This is a genomic window from Serratia sp. CY37869 (assembly GCF_052168895.1).
GTDB lineage: Bacteria > Pseudomonadota > Gammaproteobacteria > Enterobacterales > Enterobacteriaceae > Serratia > Serratia ureilytica.
The window spans coordinates 235,288-256,117 of the sequence record NZ_JBJNLU010000004.1 but is presented as its reverse complement, the minus strand read 5'-3'; the positions used below and the strand labels follow the sequence as shown (position 1 = coordinate 256,117).

General features: G+C 55.8%; 18 protein-coding genes and 3 pseudogenes. 12 read left to right on the top strand and 9 right to left on the bottom strand.

Features of this window, described 5'->3' with window-relative positions; all coding sequences use genetic code 11:
• Nucleotides 1–501 precede the first annotated feature (501 nt).
• The 3 genes from ACJ8J1_RS19900 to ACJ8J1_RS19890 all read left to right on the top strand — a co-directional run bounded on the left by ACJ8J1_RS19900 (nt 502) and on the right by ACJ8J1_RS19890 (nt 2,997).
• On the top strand, nt 502–1,281 hold the full coding sequence (locus ACJ8J1_RS19900; RefSeq protein WP_033641721.1) for an ABC transporter ATP-binding protein: 780 nt from the start codon (nt 502–504) through the stop codon (nt 1,279–1,281).
• A 111-nt stretch (nt 1,282–1,392) separates the two neighbouring features.
• The gene (locus ACJ8J1_RS19895; protein WP_019453282.1) at nt 1,393–2,085 is read left to right on the top strand and encodes an MgtC/SapB family protein; all 693 of its coding nucleotides are present in this window, start codon (nt 1,393–1,395) and stop codon (nt 2,083–2,085) included.
• A 27-nt stretch (nt 2,086–2,112) separates the two neighbouring features.
• Nucleotides 2,113–2,997, top strand: a complete 885-nt coding sequence (locus ACJ8J1_RS19890) for a LysR family transcriptional regulator (protein ID WP_033641720.1) — start codon at nt 2,113–2,115, stop codon at nt 2,995–2,997.
• A 3-nt stretch (nt 2,998–3,000) separates the two neighbouring features.
• On the opposite strand, the gene sfnG is transcribed toward ACJ8J1_RS19890, so the two are convergent.
• Nucleotides 3,001–4,095, bottom strand: coding sequence for a dimethylsulfone monooxygenase SfnG (gene sfnG / locus ACJ8J1_RS19885; RefSeq protein ID WP_025305137.1), 1,095 nt, complete (start codon nt 4,093–4,095; stop codon nt 3,001–3,003).
• A 436-nt stretch (nt 4,096–4,531) separates the two neighbouring features.
• Here sfnG and ACJ8J1_RS19880 point away from each other — a divergent pair, with 436 nt between their 5' ends.
• The 4 genes from ACJ8J1_RS19880 (at nt 4,532) to ACJ8J1_RS19865 (ending at nt 8,597) form a co-directional block, all read left to right on the top strand.
• Nucleotides 4,532–6,712 carry a carbon starvation CstA family protein gene (locus ACJ8J1_RS19880; protein ID WP_033631682.1) on the top strand — a complete coding sequence of 727 codons (2,181 nt, stop codon included), beginning with the start codon at nt 4,532–4,534 and terminating at the stop codon, nt 6,710–6,712.
• A gap of 218 nt (nt 6,713–6,930) precedes the next feature.
• Entirely contained in the window at nt 6,931–7,134 is a 204-nt protein-coding gene (locus ACJ8J1_RS19875) for a YbdD/YjiX family protein (RefSeq protein ID WP_004953088.1), read from the top strand.
• 21 nt (nt 7,135–7,155) lie between these two features.
• The gene (yjiA, locus tag ACJ8J1_RS19870) at nt 7,156–8,118 is read left to right on the top strand and encodes a GTPase (RefSeq protein ID WP_033641719.1); all 963 of its coding nucleotides are present in this window, start codon (nt 7,156–7,158) and stop codon (nt 8,116–8,118) included.
• 56 nt (nt 8,119–8,174) lie between these two features.
• The gene (locus ACJ8J1_RS19865) at nt 8,175–8,597 is read left to right on the top strand and encodes a hypothetical protein (RefSeq protein WP_033641718.1); all 423 of its coding nucleotides are present in this window, start codon (nt 8,175–8,177) and stop codon (nt 8,595–8,597) included.
• A 24-nt stretch (nt 8,598–8,621) separates the two neighbouring features.
• Here the strand turns inward: ACJ8J1_RS19865 and ACJ8J1_RS19860 are convergent, their stop codons facing one another.
• Entirely contained in the window at nt 8,622–9,644 is a 1,023-nt protein-coding gene (locus ACJ8J1_RS19860) for a LacI family DNA-binding transcriptional regulator (RefSeq protein ID WP_145957376.1), read from the bottom strand.
• 284 nt (nt 9,645–9,928) lie between these two features.
• Here ACJ8J1_RS19860 and ascF point away from each other — a divergent pair, with 284 nt between their 5' ends.
• Together ascF and ACJ8J1_RS19850 are read left to right on the top strand one after the other, a co-directional pair.
• Nucleotides 9,929–11,371, top strand: a complete 1,443-nt coding sequence (ascF, locus tag ACJ8J1_RS19855) for a PTS cellobiose/arbutin/salicin transporter subunit IIBC (RefSeq protein WP_033641716.1) — start codon at nt 9,929–9,931, stop codon at nt 11,369–11,371.
• A gap of 144 nt (nt 11,372–11,515) precedes the next feature.
• A complete protein-coding gene (locus ACJ8J1_RS19850; protein WP_033641715.1) occupies nt 11,516–12,946 on the top strand; it encodes a 6-phospho-beta-glucosidase in 1,431 nt (476 codons plus the stop codon).
• A 22-nt stretch (nt 12,947–12,968) separates the two neighbouring features.
• Here ACJ8J1_RS19850 and ACJ8J1_RS19845 read toward each other — a convergent pair whose 3' ends face one another.
• From ACJ8J1_RS19845 to ACJ8J1_RS19830, 4 genes and pseudogenes are all read right to left on the bottom strand, one after another.
• On the bottom strand, nt 12,969–13,301 hold the full coding sequence (locus ACJ8J1_RS19845; protein WP_033641714.1) for a contact-dependent growth inhibition system immunity protein: 333 nt from the start codon (nt 13,299–13,301) through the stop codon (nt 12,969–12,971).
• Nucleotides 13,298–13,585: a contact-dependent growth inhibition system immunity protein gene (locus tag ACJ8J1_RS19840; protein WP_050594399.1), complete on the bottom strand. Its 288-nt coding sequence runs from the start codon at nt 13,583–13,585 to the stop codon at nt 13,298–13,300. The genes ACJ8J1_RS19845 and ACJ8J1_RS19840 overlap by 4 nt, the downstream gene beginning before the upstream one ends.
• 4 nt (nt 13,586–13,589) lie before the next feature.
• A pseudogene (locus ACJ8J1_RS19835) lies at nt 13,590–14,418 on the bottom strand (RNase A-like domain-containing protein).
• A gap of 149 nt (nt 14,419–14,567) precedes the next feature.
• On the bottom strand, nt 14,568–14,981 hold the full coding sequence (locus ACJ8J1_RS19830; protein WP_033644185.1) for a putative T6SS immunity periplasmic lipoprotein: 414 nt from the start codon (nt 14,979–14,981) through the stop codon (nt 14,568–14,570).
• A 407-nt stretch (nt 14,982–15,388) separates the two neighbouring features.
• On the opposite strand from ACJ8J1_RS19830, the gene ACJ8J1_RS19825 reads away from it, so the two are divergent.
• Both ACJ8J1_RS19825 and ACJ8J1_RS19820 read left to right on the top strand, forming a co-directional pair.
• On the top strand, nt 15,389–15,706 hold the full coding sequence (locus ACJ8J1_RS19825) for a hypothetical protein (protein WP_033641713.1): 318 nt from the start codon (nt 15,389–15,391) through the stop codon (nt 15,704–15,706).
• Nucleotides 15,707–15,875: 169 nt separating this feature from the next.
• Nucleotides 15,876–16,637, top strand: coding sequence for an HNH endonuclease (locus tag ACJ8J1_RS19820; protein WP_033641712.1), 762 nt, complete (start codon nt 15,876–15,878; stop codon nt 16,635–16,637).
• 869 nt (nt 16,638–17,506) lie between these two features.
• Here ACJ8J1_RS19820 and ACJ8J1_RS19815 read toward each other — a convergent pair.
• The 3 genes and pseudogenes from ACJ8J1_RS19815 to ACJ8J1_RS19805 all read right to left on the bottom strand — a co-directional run.
• Nucleotides 17,507–18,370 (bottom strand): hypothetical protein, encoded by an 864-nt coding sequence (locus tag ACJ8J1_RS19815; protein WP_146049810.1) that lies wholly within the window; start codon nt 18,368–18,370, stop codon nt 17,507–17,509.
• A gap of 250 nt (nt 18,371–18,620) precedes the next feature.
• Nucleotides 18,621–18,782 (bottom strand): toxin, encoded by a 162-nt coding sequence (locus tag ACJ8J1_RS19810; RefSeq protein ID WP_258040516.1) that lies wholly within the window; start codon nt 18,780–18,782, stop codon nt 18,621–18,623.
• A pseudogene (locus ACJ8J1_RS19805) lies at nt 18,768–19,979 on the bottom strand (IS3 family transposase); the annotation flags it as partial. The gene ACJ8J1_RS19810 and the pseudogene ACJ8J1_RS19805, both read right to left, overlap by 15 nt.
• Before the next feature lie 31 nt (nt 19,980–20,010).
• Between ACJ8J1_RS19805 and ACJ8J1_RS19800 the strand changes: the two are divergent.
• Nucleotides 20,011–20,520: pseudogene (locus ACJ8J1_RS19800) on the top strand (IS3 family transposase); the annotation flags it as partial.
• Between the last annotated feature and the right edge of the window lie 310 nt (nt 20,521–20,830).

Here is a 20,830-nt window from a genome sequence, read left to right as displayed (position 1 = left end):
TATATTTCCATAAAATAGCGCCTATATTCATTCTCATGATTTTCGTTGACGCCCCGTTTAATAAATAAAGAAAAACTTTCCCGCATTCATATTAAATTACATTTTGCCGCGATAATTCCGCCTAACCACATTGAATCACAGGCAATATCACGCGTATTATGGCCACACGAAAAATAACGGGGAAATGATATGGACGGCGACAGTTGGTTGTTTATTTTATTGTTGGAATCGCTGAGGTCACAGGAGCAATAGTCATCCCATTGCATCCTGAAAGTGTCAGGATATGCGTCAGTTACCACATCCCTTCGCTTTACCCCTTCAGCGCATGGCCTCCGCGCACGCCGCTCCGGCGCGCCTGACAGGCTAATCCTTCCAGCATACGCTTATTAACAGTCCGATAACGCTCAGGCTTATTTGCGCTCGCATTTATTTTACCCCTGCGCGGCGATAACTATCGGCCATTTTTCCATGCTCATATTTTTAATTGAGTGGAGAAACATCATGATGGTAAAAAAAACCACGCTGCTGACGGTTAATAACGTCAGCAAAAGCGTTCAGCCTACCGGTAAAGAAAAACGCCTGGTGCTGAATGAAATCAACCTGCGCCTCTACGATAACGAGGTCGTCAGCATTTTGGGGCAGTCCGGCTCGGGCAAGTCCACCCTGCTGCGCATACTTTCCGGCCTGATCGCGCCGGATCTGGGCACCGTGATGCTGGGGGATAAAAAAGTCTCGGGGCCGAATCCGCAGATCAACATGGTGTTCCAGACCTTCGCCATTTTCCCGTGGCTGAACGTCTACCAAAATATCGCCTTCGGGCTGCAGGCGCAGGATCTGCCGCCGCAGGTGGTCGAAACCCAGACGCTGAAAATGCTCGATCTGGTCGGGCTCGCACCCTACCGCGACGCCTACCCGCGCGAGCTTTCCGGCGGCATGCGCCAACGGGTCGGCTTTGCGCGCGCGCTGGCGGTAGAACCGATGCTGCTGTTGCTGGATGAGCCGTTTTCCGCGCTGGACGTCTATACCGGCGAACACCTGCGCAGCGATCTGCTGCGCATCTGGAGCACGCGCCAGATCAAAACCCGCTCCATCGTGCTGGTGACCCACAGCGTAGAGGAAGCGGTGATGATGTCTGATCGCATCCTCCTGCTGGGCGCCGGCACCCTCGACGGCTGCTATCACATCGCGCAGCGCCGCGAGACGCGCACCCGCGAGGGGATGCAGCCGCTGACGGACAAAATCAGCGAGACGCTCAGCCGGCAGATCGCCGCCGCGCACTGAGCGCCGCCCTGGCCTGGCGGGACGGATCCCGCCAACTTAACTACCTGTTTATCAAGAGTCACCCCGCCACGGGTGGCTCATGATAAGCGGATAATACATCGAGTTATTATCATGCATTTCATTCATACACTGCTGACGCTGCTGACCGCGTCCGTCCTGGGCGCCGCCATCGGCTACGAAAGACAATTCCGCCAGCGCACCGCCGGGCTGCGCACCAATACGCTGGTGGCCACCAGCGCGGCGATCTTCGTCCACCTGGCCATGACCATCGACGGCAGCGGCGGCGCGGTGCGCGTCATCTCCTACGTGGTCTCCGGCGTCGGCTTTCTCGGCGCCGGGGCCATCATGAAAGAAGGGATGAACATCCGCGGCCTGAACACCGCCGCCACGCTCTGGGGCTCCGCGGCGGTCGGCGCCTGCGCCGGCTGCGGCCTGTACGGCGATGCGCTGGCCGCCACGCTGTTCGTGCTCGCCGCCAACACCCTGCTGCGCCCGCTGGTCAATATGGTCAACAAACAGCCCTTCAATGACGTTAACGGCGAATCCACCTACCAGATTTGCGTCATTGCCTTCGAGCATGAACAGCGTGAAGCGCTGGCCAAATTCAAACAGGTGCTGCAAGGAGAAAACTGCTTTATCTCGCATCTGGATATCGAACCCTTTGGCGACGACGACGTGGAGATCACCGCCACGCTGATGCCGGCCTCCGTCACCACGCCGGTGCTCGACCAGACCATCAATAAACTGCTGAACGACAGCATGATGAAACAGGCCTATTACAGCCGCATCGCCGGCTCCGGCTAATGCCGTTCACTTCCAGGGAGATCCACCATGAAAACCATGCCGAAACTGGCTCATCTGACGATGTTCAAAGACATCGTTCACTGCGGAAGTTTGCACGATGCCGCGAAAAAACTGGCCGTCTCGCAACCGACGCTCAGCCGGGTGCTCAAAGAGCTGGAAATGTCCATCGGCGCGCGGTTGCTGGAGCGCAGCAACCGCGGCGTGCGCCTGACGGCGGTCGGCGAGCTGTTTTACCGGCGGATAGACGCCGCCACCAATCAGTTGCTCAGCGCGTTTGACGAGCTGCGCGGCATGAGCGCCGGCGGCGAGAAGCGCCTGCGGGTGGGGATGAGCGTCGATCCGCTGCTGTGCTACCTGCCCCAGGTGCTCGAAGGCTTCAACCGCCGCTACCCGCATACCCGGGTGACGGTGGTGGAAGACGGCCCGGAAGGCCTGCTCGCCCGGCTGAGAAACTGCGAGCTGGATTTGGCGGTCAGCAGCCTGAACGGCGCGGCGGGCGGCGCCGATCTGGCCATGCAGGCGCTGAAGAGCGAGCGCTTCTCGCTCTATCAAGGGGGCGACCTGACCGCCGCCGGGCAGCCGCCGGCCGAAGCCAAATGGGTGGTGCCGCGCTCCTGCTCGGTGGGGCACGCCGCCATCCGCGAGATCGCCGAGCGTTACACGCCGCACGGCCAGATCGTCGAGACCGACTCCTTTCTGGCGACCTGGTGCCTGGTCAGGCAGCAGGGCTATATCGCGCTGCTGAGCGATCGGGTCGTCGCGCACTACGCCCCGCAGCTGCACCTGCAGAAAATCCCGACGCAGGGGATCGACATCAGCGCGCGCTTTTATGTCTTTACCCGCCATGAGCCGGCCACGCCGCCGCTCAGCGCCGCCTTTATCCACCTGCTGCAAACCCTGCAAACGGGTTAACGCTCAGGCCGCCGCCCGCTGGCGCTCCAGTTCGCGCACCAGCGGGATCACTTCGCGGCCGAAGTACTCCACCTCTTCCTGGAAGTGCAGAAACGCCAGCAACAGCAGATCCACCCCGGCGTCTTTCAACGCGATGATGCGCTCGGCGATCTGCTGCGGCGTGCCGATCAGGTTGGTTTTAAAGCCGTCGTTATACTGCACCAAATCTTCGAAGGTGGACTTGGCCCAGTTGCCCTCGCCCTCGGGCGAGGCCGCCCCGGCGTTTTTCACCTCGTGCCCGAAGCCCTGCACCGCCTCCGGGTTGGCGTGATCGATGATCTCCTGCAGCACCGCCTGCGCCGCCTGTTCGCTCTCGCGGGCGATGACAAAACCGTTCACCCCCACCTTCACCCGATGGTGATTGGCCTGCGCCTTGCTCTGGATGTCCTCCACCTGCCGGCGAATGCCCTCCACGCTGTTGCCGTTGGTGAAATACCAGTCCGAGACCCGCGCCGCCATGTCGCGCGCCGCGCGTGAGCTGCCGCCCTGGAAAATTTCCGGCAACGGCGCCAGCGGCTTCGGCTTCAGCGAGTAGTCGCGGAAACGGTAGAAATCGCCGGCGAAGGTGAAGCTGGGCTCAGTCCAGATGCCGCGCAGGCAGCGGATAAACTCTTCCGAGCGCAGGTAGCGCTCCTCATGATCCAGCCACGGCTCGCCGATGGCCTTGAACTCGCCGCGGAACCAGCCGCTGACAATGTTCACCGCGATGCGCGCGTTGGAAAGATGGCTGATGGTGGCGATCTGTTTGGCCGCCAGCGTGGGGTTCCACGGCCCCGGCAGCAGCGCGGCGATCACTTTCAGCTTTTCGGTGGCGTCCAGCAGGGCCTGTGAGAACGACACCGACTCGTGCTGGTTCTCCGCGCCGTAACCGGCGGTGAAGCGGATCTGGGTAAGCGCGTAGTCGAAACCGGCGCGCTCGGCGATCTGCGCCAGCTTGCGGTTATAACCGATGTCCCAACCGGTGCGCTGCGGGATATTGCTGATCACCAGGCCGCCGGAAACGTTCGGCACCCAGTAGGCGAACTGAATCGGCTGCTGCGAGTGGTTTGCTGCTGACATGCTTCTCTCCCTCTGACCGTCGGCGCCGTTATGCGGCGCGCATATAACCATTATTGATTTCCAAATATTGAAAACCTTGTTTTGGTTATAAAACCGATAGCAGGATGCGTGCCAATCGCCACGTTAAGGCATCTGGCTGAAAAACCGGGCGTTTAAAGCCGACGGGTGCGGGCGGGTGCTGCATTGGCAACAGCGGCTGACGGGCGGCTGTTGGTTATGCAACAAACCGCTCACCCCGCCAATCCAACCGTTCACCCGGCGGATCTGACCGCTGACCGAAATACGCCTGTCTTCCCCCCTAACCCCCGGCGATGATGAGCTGTTCCTAAACCCGCCTTACCTCGGGAAAGACGCTACGGCTCACCGCGCCACTCTGACATCTCTTACAAGCGGATGAGTTCATTCATATTTTGCAGACTGGAATTAAGGATACCTCATGAAACGAGAGGGGATTTTAAAGCACATTCCGTGGATGCTGCTGGGGATACTCGGCGCAGCCTGCCTCGGCGTGGTGGCGCTGCGCCGCGGCGAACACATCAGCGCGCTGTGGATCGTCGTCGCTTCGGTGGCGGTGTATCTGGTGGCCTACCGCTACTACAGCCTGTACATCGCTACCAGGGTAATGAAACTGGACGCCGGCCGCGCCACCCCGGCGGTGGTCAACAACGACGGCCTCAACTACGTGCCGACCAACAAGAACGTGCTGTTCGGCCACCACTTCGCCGCCATCGCCGGCGCCGGGCCGCTGGTGGGGCCGGTGCTGGCCGCGCAGGTCGGCTACCTGCCCGGCACGCTGTGGCTGCTGGGCGGCGTAGTGCTGGCGGGGGCGGTGCAGGACTTTATGGTGCTGTTCATCTCCTCGCGCCGCAACGGCGCCTCGCTCGGTGAGATCATCAAAAAAGAGATGGGGCCGATACCAGGGACCATCGCGCTGTTCGGCTGCTTCCTGATCATGATCATCATCCTGGCGGTACTGGCGCTGATCGTGGTGAAAGCGCTGGCGGAAAGCCCGTGGGGCGTGTTCACCGTCTGCTCCACGGTGCCGATCGCGCTGTTTATGGGCATCTACATGCGCTACCTGCGCCCCGGCCGCGTGGGTGAAGTGTCAATCATCGGCATCGTGCTGCTGGTGGCCGCCATCTGGTTCGGCGGCGTGGTGGCGCACGACCCGTACTGGGGCCCGGCGCTGACCTTTAAAGACACCACCATCACCTTCACGCTGATCGGCTACGCGTTCGTCTCCGCTCTGCTGCCGGTGTGGCTGATCCTGGCGCCGCGCGACTACCTGGCCACCTTCCTGAAAATCGGCGTGATCGTCGGGCTGGCGATCGGCATCGTGATCCTCAATCCCGAGCTGAAAATGCCGGCGGTGACCCAGTTCGTCGACGGCACCGGCCCGGTGTGGAAAGGCACGCTGTTCCCGTTCTTGTTCATCACCATCGCCTGCGGTGCGGTCTCCGGCTTCCACGCGCTGATCGCCTCCGGCACCACGCCGAAGCTGCTGGCCAATGAGACCGACGCGCGCTTTATCGGCTACGGCGCGATGCTGATGGAGTCCTTCGTCGCCATCATGGCGCTGGTGGCGGCTTCCATCATCGAGCCGGGCCTGTACTTCGCCATGAACACCCCGCCGGCGGCGCTGGGCATCACCATGCCGGATCTGCACCGCCTGGGCACCGAAGACGCGCCGATGATCATGGCTTCGCTGAAGGACGTGACCGTGCATGCGGCGGCGGCGGTCAGCTCCTGGGGCTTCGTCATCAGCCCGGAACAGATCCTGCAGACCGCCACCGACATCGGCGAACCTTCGGTGCTGAACCGCGCCGGCGGCGCGCCAACGCTGGCGGTGGGCATCGCCCACGTGTTCCACCAGATCATTCCGGGCGCCAACATGGGCTTCTGGTATCACTTCGGCATTCTGTTCGAGGCGCTGTTCATCCTGACCGCGCTGGACGCCGGCACCCGCTCCGGCCGCTTTATGCTGCAGGATCTGCTCGGCAACTTCGTGCCGTTCCTGAAGAAAACCGACTCGCTGGTGGCCGGCATCATCGGCACCGCCGGCTGCGTCGGGCTGTGGGGCTACCTGCTGTATCAGGGAGTGGTGGATCCGCTCGGCGGCGTGAAGAGCCTGTGGCCGCTGTTCGGCATATCCAACCAGATGCTGGCCGCCGTGGCGCTGGTGCTGGGCACCGTGGTGCTGATTAAGATGAAGCGCACCCAATACATCTGGGTGACCGTGCTGCCGGCGGTGTGGCTGCTGATCTGCACCACCTACGCGCTGGGCCTGAAGCTGTTCAGCGACAACCCGCAGCTGGAAGGCTTCTTCTTCCTGGCCGGCGAATACAAACGCAAAATCGCCGAGGGCGGCGCCGAGCTGAGCGCCCAGCAGATCGCCAACATGAACCACATCGTGGTGAACAACTACACCAACGCCGGGCTGAGCATTCTGTTCCTGCTGGTGGTGTACAGCATCATCTTCTACGGGGTGAAAACCGCGATGGCGGCGCACAAGAACCCGAAACGCACCGATCAGGAAACGCCTTACGTGCCGGTGCCGCAGGCCGCGCCCGCCGACGGCGTAACTGAGGGGGAGGTCAAAGTTTCGACCCAGCATTGATGTGATTTAACGGATACCCTGCATAATAAACGTTAAGTAATACCCAAAGCCGCACGGCCTGCGTATCGCAAGATGCCAGGCGTGCGGCGCGATGCAATCGAGATACCCGGGGCGACCCGGAGGTGGGGCATCCCTGCGGGAACCCCATCCCCCGGATTCCCCTAATATCAGGCTTAAGCAAGCGCTGTAGTGATGCAGGGTAGAGTTGGAGAAGGCTTATGTTCGGAAATCTCGGCCAGGCGGGGAAGTACCTCGGGCAGGCGGCGCGCATGTTGGTGGGCGTGCCTGACTACGATACCTACGTCCAGCATATGAAAGACAACCACCCGGACAAGCCGGTGATGACCTATAAAGAATTTTTCCGCGAGCGCCAGCAAGCGCGCTACGGCGGCGACGGCAAAGGCGGCATGCGCTGCTGTTAACCCGCAGTCACAAGGACCCGTATGAAACCCATTGCAGTCACCATCCTGACCGGCTTTTTGGGCGCCGGCAAAACCACCCTGCTGCGCCACATCCTGAACGCCGAACACGGCTATAAGATCGCGGTCATCGAGAACGAGTTCGGCGAAGTGCCGATCGACGACGCGCTGATTGGCGATCGCGCCAGTCGCATCACCACGTTGAGCAACGGCTGCATCTGCTGCAGCAAGTCCAACGAACTGGCGGACGCGCTGCTGGATTTGCTTGACGGCGTCGACAGCGGCCAGCTGGCGTTCGATCGGCTGATCATCGAATGCACCGGCATGGCCGATCCCGGCCCGATTACCCAGACCTTTTTCTCGCACGAGATCCTGTGCGAGCGCTTCCTGCTGGACGGCATCATCACCCTGGTGGACGCGGCGCACGCCGAGCAGCAGCTGAGCCAGTTCAGCATCGCCCAGGCGCAGGTGGGCTACGCCGACCGCCTCCTGCTGACCAAAACCGACGTGGCGCCGGACTGCGAGGCGCTGATCCAGCGGCTGCAGCGGATGAACGCCCGCGCGCCGGTCTACAAGGTCACGCACGGCGATATCGATCTGAGCGTGCTGTTCGACATCGAAGGCTTCACGCTGAACGACAAGCTGAACCTGACGCCAGCCACCCCGCTGTTCCGCCGTATCCCGCAGCCACAGAGCGACATCCGCTCAATTGTCGTGACGCTGGAGCGCCCGCTGCCGCTGATGCAAATCTCCGACGTGATGGAAAGCCTGCTGCTGGAATACGCCGACAACCTGCTGCGCTACAAAGGCATTCTGTCTATCGAAGACGAGCCGCGCCGCCTGCTGTTCCAGGGCGTGCAGCGGCTGTATAACGCCGACTGGGATCGGGAATGGCTGCCTGAGGAAGAGCGCAAGAGCACGTTGGTGTTTATCGGGGTGGATCTGCCGGAGGAGGAGATTCGGGAGCGGATTGGGGGGTTGGGGTAAGATAAACCATTCCCCAGGCCAACACGGCCTATATCCAGCAAACTCAAGGATGAACGATGGCAAACAACGTGATGATAGTAGGATTAAAGGCGCTTAACCTGTGCGCGAGCGCCTATATCGTCATCAAACTGAGCACGGTGTTAGCCATCGGCATCATGTTTCTTATTGTCTCTTACGCCGGCGTGGAGGACGTTGAGCTGTCCAATCTCCTCGCCGGGGCGCTCATCATCCTGCCGCTGTTGGTCGTCGTCGGTGGCACGCTTATCGTCTGCGCCGTCGCCGCCTATCTCAACCTAAAGGCGCCCTATCGTAAAAAAGCGCTGTTCTTTAGCCTGCTGTTGGGCAGCATCTCTGCGGTTGGCCTGCTGCTACCCTACACACGCGAGTTCGCGCTATCCACGGCAGCCGCCAGCGCCCTGGCATTGTGCAGCGCGCTGGGGATTTTTGCTTTGTCGAAGAGGCGGATTCAAGCGTTGTAGCGCCTGAAAAAGACGGGTACGCGCTTATGCCTTTCCCCAATATGGCCCCGCCGCCACCGATTCGCGCTCGATCAGGCTGGCCGGGAAGCTGGGGCGCTTGCTCAGCTCGCCGCCGTCCAGCATCGACAGCAGGCGGTTGATGGTCTCCTGGATCATCTCGGTGACCGGCATCTTCATGCTCGACAGCGACGGCACGGTATAGGGCGCCAGCGGGATGTCGTCGAAGCCAATGACCGATACCGCCTCCGGCACCGCCACGCCGCGCTCCGCCAGCCGCTTCATCGCGCCGATGGCCATTTCGTCGTTGCCGGCGACGATGGCGCTGAACGGCTGCCCGCCGGCCAGCAGCGCATCGACCGCCGCCACGCCGCTTTGCGCGTGCCATTTTCCTTCGACGATCAACGCCTCGTTAACCGCAATGCCCTGCTGCGCCAACGCGGATTTGTAGCCGGAAAGCCGCTCCAGCCCGGTGGGGGAATCGAGCGAACCGGTGATAAAGGCGATGTCGCGATGGCCGCGCGCGATCAGGTGCGCCACCGCCGCCGCGCCGGCGGCGTGCTGATCGCTGAAGATGCAGTAGCTGTCGTTCAGCCGCAGCCGCCGGTTGATCACCAGAATCGGCTGGCGGTGTTGGGAGACGATCTCGTCCATTTCCGCGATCGACAGAAAACGCGGATAGATGATCACCCCGTCGCAGCGCAGATCCAGCAAAAACTGAATGGCGGCCCGCTCCTCTTCGGCGGTGTGCTTGCCGTCCGCCAGGATCAGTTGGCGGCCGTTCGCCTCCATGATGCGCGCCGACTGCGCCATCAGTTCGCTGAAATAGTTGCCGCTGTAGAGGGTGTTGGTGACCACCAGGCCGAGGGTTTGGGTGGTGTTGGTCGCCAGGCTGCGCGCCAGCAGGTTGGGCCGATAGCCGGTTTCCGCGATGGCTTTATCCACCAATGCGCGTTTCTCCTCGCTGACATAGCCGCTGCCGGATAAAACGCGCGACACCGTCGCCTTTGAAACGCCGGCCTTTTTCGCCACCTCGAGTATCGTTGCCATCTGTGCGCCGCCAAAATCCATGGGTTCAGCGCAGTCTACCCAAGACGCCCGGCGTTTGGAACGTTTTCACGCCCCTGCACATCGGTATGCGCTTACCCCTGACGATCCAGATCACGAAAACGCAACGCCAAAAATCATAGTTCTTGCCAAGAATAAAACACCAATACATGATTTTGTGAAACCGGTTTCTTATGGGCGTTTCATACGAATGGAACGACGGATCGCCCAGGCAGTAAATATTCGCCTTTGGGCTATCCGAATTGCTATCTGAGAGACGACACGCCATGCCGAAGAACTACGCAGAGATCTCGCACGCCATTGTGGCCGCCCTGGGCGGCACGGGCAATATCGAGGCCGTGACCCACTGCATGACCCGCCTGAGATTCGTGGTGAAAGACAAAGCGCGAATCGACACGCCGGCGCTGAAGGCCATCGACGGCGTGCTGGGCGTGGTGCACAGCGGCGAGCAGTGCCAGGTGATCATCGGCAACGAGGTGGCCAAGGCCTATCAGGCGGTGCTGGCGCTCGGCATGCCGGGCGCAGCATCCCCCGCCGCCCCGGTGAAGCACAAACTCACCCTTAAGGGCATCGGCGCCGGCATTCTCGACGCGCTGGTGGGCACCATGTCGCCCCTGATCCCCGCCATCATCGGCGGCTCGATGGTGAAGCTGCTGGCGATGATCCTGGACATGGCCGGGGTATTCGAGAAAGGCTCCTCGACCCTCGTCATCCTCAATGTGATCGGCGACGGCGCGTTCTTCTTCCTGCCGGTGATGGTCGCCGCCTCGGCGGCGCTGAAGTTCAAAACCAACATGTCATTGGCGATCGCCATCGCCGGGGTGCTGGTGCATCCCAACTTTATCGATCTGATGGCCAAGGCGGCGCAGGGCCAGGCGGTGGAATTCGCCTTCATCCCGGTGACGGCGGTGAAATACACCTACACGGTGATCCCGGCGCTGGTGATGACCTGGATCCTGTCGCACATCGAACGCGGGGTGGATCGCATCACCCCGGCGGTGACCAAGAACTTCCTCAAGCCGATGCTGATCGTGCTGATCGCCGCGCCGATCGCCATTCTGCTTATCGGCCCGCTCGGCATCTGGATCGGCAGCGGCATCTCTGCGCTGGTCTACACCGTGCACGGCTACCTGGGCTGGCTTTCCGTGGCCATCATGGGGGCGATTTGGCCGCTGCTGGTGATCACCGGCATGCACCGGGTATTCACCCCGACCATCATCCAGACCATCGCCGAGACCGGCAAAGAAGGCATGGTGATGCCTTCGGAGATCGGCGCCAACCTGTCGCTGGGCGGCGCTTCGCTGGCGGTGGCGCTGAAAACCAAGAACCGCGAGCTGCGCCAGACCGCGCTGGCCGCCGCGGCCTCCGCCATCGTGGCGGGGATTTCCGAACCGGCGCTGTACGGCGTGGCGGTGCGCCTGAAGCGGCCGCTGGTTGCCAGCCTGATCAGCGGCTTCGTCTGCGGCGCGGTCGCCGGCATCGGCGGGTTGGCCAGCCATTCGATGGCCTCGCCCGGGCTGTTCACCAGCGTGCAGTTCTTCGATCCGGCCAACCCGATGAGCATCGTGTGGGTGGTGGCGGTGATGGCGCTCTCGGTGGTGCTGTCGTTCGCGCTCACGCTGATGCTGGGCTTCGAGGATCTGCCGGAAAACGCCGCCGCGCCCGGCCAAACCGCACCGGCGGCGAACGCCGCCAGCGCAACGCATTAACGTATATTTATACCCTAAATAGTTGGAGCGGCATCAAGGCGGCAAGAGAGCGAATCCCGATGAGCTTACACAAGTAAGTGATTCGGGTGAGTGAACGCAGCCAACACGGATGCAGCTTCAAATATGACGGGTATTGAGGATTGCATGTCCGATTCAACATTCCCTAAAGGATTTTTATGGGGCGGCGCTTTAGCCGCCAACCAGGCGGAAGGCGGCTATCGCGAGGGCGGCAAAGGGCTGACCACCGTCGATATGCTCCCGCACGGCGCCAACCGCATGGCGGTCAAACTCGGGCTGGAGAAGCGCTTTAGCCTGCGCGACGACGAGTTCTATCCCAGCCATGACGCCATCGATTTCTACCACCGCTACCGCGACGACATCGCGCTGATGGCGGAGATGGGCTTTACCGTGTTCCGCACCTCCATCGCCTGGAGCCGCATCTACCCCAACGGCGACGAGCTGACGCCCAACCCCGAGGGCATCGCCTTCTACCGCAACCTGTTCGAAGAGTGCCGCCAATACGGCATCGAGCCGCTGGTGACCCTGTGCCATTTCGACGTGCCGATGCACCTGGTGACCGAATACGGCTCCTGGCGCAGCCGCAGGATGGTGGAGTTTTTCACTCGCTACGCCCGCACCTGCTTCGAGGCTTTCGACGGGCTGGTGAAATACTGGCTGACCTTCAACGAGATCAACATCCTGCTGCACAGCCCATTCTCCGGCGCCGGGCTGGTGTTTGAAGCGGACGAAAACCCCGAACAGGTGAAATACCAGGCCGCACACCACGAACTGGTGGCCAGCGCGCTGGCGACGCACATCGCCCACGAAGTGAACCCCGCCAACCAAGTGGGCTGCATGCTGGCCGGCGGCAACTTCTACCCGTGGTCCAGCAAGCCGGAAGACGTGTGGGCTGCGCTGGAGAAAGACCGCGAGAACCTGTTCTTTATCGACGTGCAGGCGCGCGGCGCTTACCCCTCCTACGCCGCCCGCGTCTTCCGCGAGAAAGGCGTGAGCATCGCGATGGCACCGGAAGACGCCGACATCCTGAAGCACACCGTCGACTTCGTCTCCTTCAGCTACTACGCCTCGCGCTGCGCCTCCGCCGACATGAACGACAACAACAGCAGCGCCGCCAACGTGGTGAAATCGCTGACGAACCCGCACGTGCCACGCAGCGACTGGGGCTGGGGCATCGATCCGCTGGGGCTGCGCATCACCATGAACATGATGTACGACCGTTACCAAAAGCCGCTGTTCCTGGTGGAAAACGGCCTGGGCGCACACGACGAGTTCAATGCAGCAGGCGAGATTGAGGACGACTACCGCATCAGCTACCTGCGCGAGCACATCCGCGCCATGGCCGACGCCATCGCCGACGGCGTGCCGGTGCTGGGTTACACCACCTGGGGCTGCATCGACCTGGTGGCCGCCTCGACCGGCGAAATGAGCAAGCGCTACGGCTTTGTCTACGTCGATCGCGACGACCAGGGCAACGGCACCCTCGCCCGCACCCGCAAGAAATCGTTCTGGTGGTATAAGAAGGTGATCGCCAGCAATGGGGGGGATTTGGGGTAGGTTTGGGCTGGGGTAGGGGGGCTTAAATTCGTTTAAGCTGCCCCAGCTTTTGCTCTGCTTTTCGTTGCAACATGGCAAAGAATGCTACCGCTGTAATGTCCCAGCTTTCAGGCACAAACTCATCTGAAAAATGCTCCATCATGCCTTCGTCTATACGCCCTGCATAAGTAACCTGAAACTCTTTAGTCTCCTCAAGGATATCGCGGATGACCTGACTGCCGTTTTGCTCAAGGAAGCCGTCAATCACCTCCTCGGCCGTTTCGGCATCAGTAAACAGATCATAATCCTGACCGAAGTAAATACTGAATAGGCTACTGAGCTCGCTAAAGTGATTGCGAATCATGATGGTGCTCAAAGCGCTTTCACTGCAGCGCTTCTGGCCTGTTGCAGGAATGCGGAAACCGTGGTTCCCCATAGCTCCGGACTGAAGGTAAAGCCGAAACGTTGGTTGAATAAGAACTCCACATCATCCTGCGCCAATAACGCATCTATCTCATTGACCAAAGCCTCGCGCTGCTGATAAGTCGCCAGACGAATGTACTCTGCGATCAGCGTAGTAATATCGCCCTCTGCATTTATCAGGTCATAATCTTGGCCAAAATAAACAACGATCAGGTTATCAAGTTCGCTGGTTTTCATCGGCTTATCTCGCAGGGAAGGCGCTAAGGATAAAGTAAGGTTTGCCATTATAGCGGGTAAATTCAATCACGACGCCAACCCGATGACATTGATAGACGTCAGTGCTGCCGCGTAGCACGCCGTAACCCACTGACTCTGAAAAATTATGATACACGCTCAAACGGCTGCCGGGAGATGCGTACTTTACCCAATTCATAATATCTGCACGGTTCGCCTTGACCGTGACAGATACATACTTTTCGGCCTCTTTATACCGATCTGAAGGTACTTGCCGCGATCAGTCTCGGGCGCCTGGCTAGCCTGGCAATAAGCGCTTCCGGAGCTATGTTGATATGCCGAGCCAATGTGTGCCCGCCCGGATATTTACCGCTAACGGACTCATGCTCAATCAGCTTAACCCGCCCCATGCGGACGGATGCGGCTCTGGCTGCGCCAACCGCTCCGGCAAAGACTAAAGGCACGGCAATATCGACCGTTAAACCGACGTTATAGGCCGTTTCCCCATCGGCACCCAATGCTTGCGCCAACACAACGGCAGACTGATAAGTGTCAGTCGTCGTTGGCTGCCCGGTAATCATCTGATTGGAAGCGGCCTTGATGCTGTCCAGGCTATGCGTTCCCACCACCACACACCCAACTTTGGTGATAAACGTCGGATCCGGCGCATAGCACAACACCCCTGCCCCCATCAGCTCAACGACACCACCGGCAAGCCCCAAACCACCAAGCAGACGGTTACTGAGCGTTTCACCTTCAGTGACGCTTTCATCAGACAGCACCGCCGCAAGCTGCACTGGCGACAAGGCAATACGCAACTCATCTTCATTCGCCATGTTCGTTCATCCGTGAATTAGCAAAGCCGTATGATTAACATAAGCTCTAGAAAGGATAAATACTGGAACGGTTAACGCCAAATTAATCGGCACCTTATCTGCAAGATTCGGACAGTGCTGAAGCACTGTTATTTCAATAGAACGCCTCGTTATTGGGTGTTTTCGATAACAAAGTGATTATTAAATTTTCTCACTTTGAAGTGGGCGATAAAGGCTCTGCCGGAAACATCCTGCAGATCTCGGCGCTTATCAATCGGTACGAAATTTAGCCTTATGTTATAGGTCTGGTTTTCCTGAAAAATGTAATCGTTCTGCGTAACGCAAATGCCATTTTTCAGATCCTGACTCGCTACCTCAATCAATTTCTCATCCGTATCACCACTGATAAAGAGCGTATCTGGCCTTTCATTTTCCTTTGGTGACGGATAGATACAGATGTCGCCATTCGCTTTAGTATGGGCGGTGATAGGGATGTCCGGCACATAGCGCTGATCGAGACGATCGCCAGTACAGGCACTTAGCAATATCGATCCTGCAATGGCCAGTAAGAAATTAGCTTTCATCATATTCCATTATTTATAAATCTTAATGAGGAAATATTATCCATGAATGGATGACTGATAGTTCAACGCAAAGATGATATGCCGAATTGCGAGGTACATTCCAATCCTAAAAGTAAATAAACTGTAATTCCATACAGCTTATTTTTTCCTTTTACTGATAACGTTATAGTTTTTTCGCTGCGGCAAAATCCGCAGCCGGAGTTAGCGTTCCGAATCCCCCAACCCTGTTCGAATATGGTATAAATTCGAGCATGCCGATGCGCACCCAAACAATGGTGGCTCGGACGGTGCTTCCTTCGGGAAGGCCGGTATCCGTTGGGGCCGGTACGCTAACGCCGTTCGAGCTACCACCCGAGTTTAGCGTCTCTTCTGGTAGCGGTATTTCTCACCCAATGGAAATAGCCGATATGGAAAACACTTACTTACCCAACGCTTCTGAAACCATCCCCAACACCCTCACCCTCTATCGCCAACTGTTTAACCACCTCGATCTCAGCGCTTTTACCCCTTCAGAACTTTTAGACCTGGCCGCACTCTCTGCCGAGCAGGCTGAAGGACTGTGCCATGGCCTGATGCTGTTCGGCCACTTGCTGCAAAAGCACCCACAGCTGGACGCTGAAGGCTGGGAGCAGCTGAATCGCTACCTCAACGCCACGGCGCATCTGGTTCCTGCACTGTGTAACCTTTATGGGCGGGCTCTGCGGGAGATGGAAGCCTGCGACTAACGTAAATGGCAATCAGGGCGATGCTCATCGCCCTTCCCAACCACACTTTTCCAATAGATCTGACTGACATATCACAATAAAAACATTCATCAAGGTAGGCATTTCCTCCCCTACCTGGCATAGTTAACGCATTCGGTAAATCGATGAGTTAACTGCTGGGTATTGATGTATGGCTGCTGCAAAACTTTGGACTAGAGAAGAATTACTGATCGCCTTCACTCTGTATAGCCAAATACCGTTTGGCAAACTTCACTCAAAAAATCCCGAAATAATCCACTATGCAAAATTGATTGGACGCACGCCATCAGCACTAGCCATGAAGCTCGTTAACCTCGCTAGCTTGGATCCATACATTATCGAATCTGGCCGTAGCGGTTTGAAAGGGGCCTCCAATGCCGATCGTGAGCTGTGGAAAGAAATGAGCCAAGATATGGATTTATTCAATCAGCAATGCCAAGCCGCAATGGAACACTTGGAGAAACCAGCCACACCTGAGTTTGATGAAGAGCCAAAAGATTTCAGTGGCAGAGATAAGTTCTCTACAGTCAAAACACGTGTAGACCAAAACCTGTTCCGCAAAAATGTATTGGAAGCTTACGAATATCGTTGCTGCATAACCGGATTAGAAGAACCAGCATTACTCGTTGCTAGCCATATCCTACCTTGGAGCCACTCAATCGAACAACGCCTTAACCCTAGTAACGGATTGTGCCTGTCCAGCCTGCATGACAAGGCTTTTGACCGTGGGCTAATCACTTTCGACGAAGACTTGAGACTGGTACTATCAAATAAAATCAAGCTATTGAAAAGCAGTATCTATGTGGAAAACTTCGAGAAATATGAGGGTGAAATAATTAGCACGCCTATAAATCATTCTCCAGATAAAGCTCATCTTGCTTTTCATAGAGAGAATATCTTCATTGGAAATTAGGCTTACATATCATTACTACAGATCCAATGTTGCTAAATGAGCATTATCAGAATGGGTAGTTACGAAAGACCGACTTGGGGCGCAAGAAACATTTTTCGGCGTCCATCATTTGAGAAGGCCGGACTCGAATTTCACACCCAATAGACTGATATCAATGTAGTTTATAAACAGGAATAAAAAGTTATACCCGCACTTGTACCCACAAGTTAAAATCCGTATAAAAAATAGACATCACCAGTGGGTATAAAGCCATACCAGTAGAACACCGATATGGCTATCAAAGCAAGATTCAGGCAGGTAGGAACGGTTTCATTAGGGATATCGTTCGCATCAACTCAGAACAAAGTCAGACGTGGTCGCAAAATGAACGATAACATTAAAATGAATCTTGCTATGCTAGTTCCCATGGTAAATCTCTGCGTCTATTTACTGGTTTCAGAGCACCCTCGTTTCTCAATTGTTGAGCGGCCCAACGAATGTCATATTGCCATGTATACAACATATCGCCCGAATCTCTAATCTCAGCCTCGTAGCTGTCCCATACGTACTTTGAAACTTCGCGTGGCCAAGCACTACCATCACGTTCCCGAAGACACTCAATGATCCATTGTTTCATGCTTTCCCTAGTTACCATCATATATCCTGATCTTTACTCGTTGATCTATACCTCGCAATATTAGGCATTGACAGCTTCTGGTACAAGGTGGGCAGAAATTAAGCGCTTGTTGTCAGCTATGAGCTGAGAAGCGGACAAGCCGAAAATTCTTCATGTTCTCTACCATAGAGAAGTGGACTGAGAATTCTATTATTTATATAAGCAGTTCCTGATGATGAGTACTTCAAGTTAAGAAAATACACCTTAAATAAAATCAAACTGATGACTTAATTAACTTATGGTAATTGATTAGGGTTTTTTTATATTTCTCTTCACTTCTGTTATTTAAATTATCAACCATATTTTCATAATCAAATTTTAAATCTGAATTTCCTGCAAGTACTTCGGTTTCAGATGAGATGATATCAATCGAACTAGCTAGTTGAACTCGCCCTAAAGGGTTTGACGCATTCCATATATATTTTGGAGAGTGCTTAAGCATGGCTATAAGTTTTACAATCTCATTCATGACTAATTTTTTATTTAAGTTTTCATTAGCCGACTTGATAACATCAGGATATCGATACCATTTAAACTCATCTATTGTGGAAAAATCAATTAGACTCTTTCTTGGAACAAATGCTGTATATGGGATTTTTTTTAACTCTGATACTAACTCTTGTTTGACAAATACTCTTGCACCTTTACCTGTTCCTTCAAGTCTTACCGCGTCGGTTACTGCACCGCCACAAATAAACATACCTAACTTAGTGTTTATTTTATCAGGCTCAACGATCTGTCCATTTGCCAACCCGCCCCTACAAAGAAGTCCACCTAGTACACTTTTCCACATTATATCCCTTGCGACATTAACTACTATATCTGGATCATCAGACCAGATGAATGCACAATCAGATAGTTGAGCCACTTTAATGTTTTTTACATGTGTAGTGGATGATATTAATACCCTCCTAAATTTCAATAGTAATTTTGCGCAAAACTGATGCTCTGAAAACTTACTGTCATATCTAAAATTATGTGCTGAGAAATCCTTTTCACTAATTTCTATTTTACCTTGAGTTAAAGCGCCAACGCCAAGAATATCTACAAAAAAAACCGCTCCAGTATATTCCTTCAAAGTATATCCTATATATTATCTATAATAATCAAAAAACCAATACAGGCTCTGAAACGAGTACTACCCTTCATCATACCAGTGACATTACATTCTAATTTAAATTCACTCGCATTTAGAATCAATAGCATTAGTAAAATAAACAAAGCCCGCTTCTGGCACGAAGCGGACTTTAAGTCACCGTTTACGGTCATCTTGGCAAAGACTATGCGATAGCAGACGAACTTTAGAAGTTTGAACTAACTGAAAATCATCAGAGATGGATACCTATAGTGAAATGTTCCTGTGTAAAGGTTTCATCACTGAAAGGTGTGTCGTTTAGCGTTAGACCATAGTGCTGTTCAAGCAGATGGGTAAGTAACATTTGCCAGATAGAGGCAGGTGTGTAGTGTAGTGGCCAAGTAATACTGGCCACGGTTTTACAGTAAAAATGATACCTGTTCTCGGACTCTTCCGGCGTCAGCCCTCCGTTATAGTGGTGTGGTCTGACGCTATTGTAGTAGTTCAATATGTAATCATTAATTTGCTGCCGGACCTCGTCCCTACCTGCGTAACCATCCGTCGGCACCCATTCTGTTTTCAGACTGCGGAAGAAGCGTTCCATCGGGCTGTTATCCCAGCAGTTTCCCCGCCGACTGACGCTTTGGTTTATTCTGTAACTCCAGATAAGTTGTTGATATTTAAGGCCTGTATACTGGCTTCCCTGGTCGCTATGGAACATGACATCACGCGGTTGACCACGCGTTTCATGGGCCATCCGCAGGGCACTGCTTATCAGTGCGGTATCGGCATGTGCTGACAGACTCCAGCCGATAACCCTGCGGGCAAAAAGATCCATAACAACCGCCAGATAGCACCAGCGATTTCCTGCCCAGATATACGTAATATCTCCGCACCATACCCGGTCTGGCTCCGGTACAGTGAACTGACGCTCGAGCAGATTCGGCAGGCAGGTATGCACCTGACGAGCATTTTTGTACTGATGTTTTCCGGGCTGACAACTGCTCAGGTTCAGATATTTCATCAGACGCCCGGCACGATAGCGGCTCATCGGGACGCCATTTTGGACCAGCATCTCAGCTATAGTGCGCGCCCCCGCAGAGCCCCGGCTCTGGTTCCACGCCCGTCTTATTTCGCTGTACAGCCTGACACGCGCCGGATTAACCGTATCGCTTCGTTTTCGCCAGTACCGGTAACTACTGCGGTGTATTTCCAGAGCAGAACAAAGGCTGACAACCGTATGGCTTTCACTCAGTCTGGCGACTATCGTGAACCGTTCAGCGAGTCGGACATCAAGAGTGCGGTAGCCTTTTTTAATATCGTATTCTGTTCCTCCAGGCGGCGAACCTGCTTTTCCAGCTCGCGAATACGTTGCTGCTCTGCAGTAATGGGTGTTGTAGAGGGTGTAATTCCCTGACGCTCTCGCCTGAGCTGGCGCACCCAGCTCTCAAGCGTGGTAGAACCGACATTCATTGCTTCACTGGCTTGTCGATATGAGTAGCCCTTATCAACAATCAGCTGTGCACATTCCAGCCTGAACTCTGGGGGTGAATGTACGTTTGGTTTTCTTGTTCATTAAGTCACCTGTTGTGTGTTGAGGTGAGGGTATCACCTTTAATCAGGTGGCCAAATTTACTGTGCCACTACAGCGGCAGTTTACCGTTGTCCGGACCAATCAGGTCTGGGTCACCGACATCACTTACATCCGCACCTGGCAGGGCTGGTTGTATCTGGCGGTGGTTATCGACCTCTTCGCCCGTAACGTGGTGGGCTGGTCGATGAAGCCGACCCTCTCTCGCGAACTGGCACTGGATGCGCTGATGATGGCAGTCTGGCGACGTACACCGGACAGCGAGGTCATCGTGCACTCAGACCAGGGCAGCCAGTACGGCAGCGACGACTGGCAACGGTTCTGTCGGGCCAATAACCTGGCACCCAGTATGAGCCGGCGTGGTAACTGTTGGGATAATGCAGTGGCCGAATCGTTCTTCAGTTCACTGAAAAAAGAACGCATCAGGAAGAGAATATACAAAACCCGGGATCTGGCCCGGGCGGATATCTTCGATTACATTGAAGTGTTCTACAACCGGGCCCGGCGTCACAGTCACCTTGGCGGCGTCAGTCCGGAGGCCTTTGAACAGGCTTCGTCGTGAGGACAGGATATGTCTACAGTCGTGGGGTCAGTCCAATCAGCCCATCAGCCCATCAGCCCATCAGCTCTGAGCATCGAAATCATCCATGTAACCTCTATCCATGAACCGACCACACAGTTAACGTTCGCTTCTGCTAAATAATTTCAAATATAACATAGACTTAGCCAATACGTAAAATGTTAATCCTTGCTGCTGTTTTTCTGTAGGTACCATTATCACACAAGCGTTTACGCCACTGACTGTTCATGAGATCATGTAAACAAACCTTAGCCATGGGACTATCGATTAAATTTGCTGATACATCGTTTGG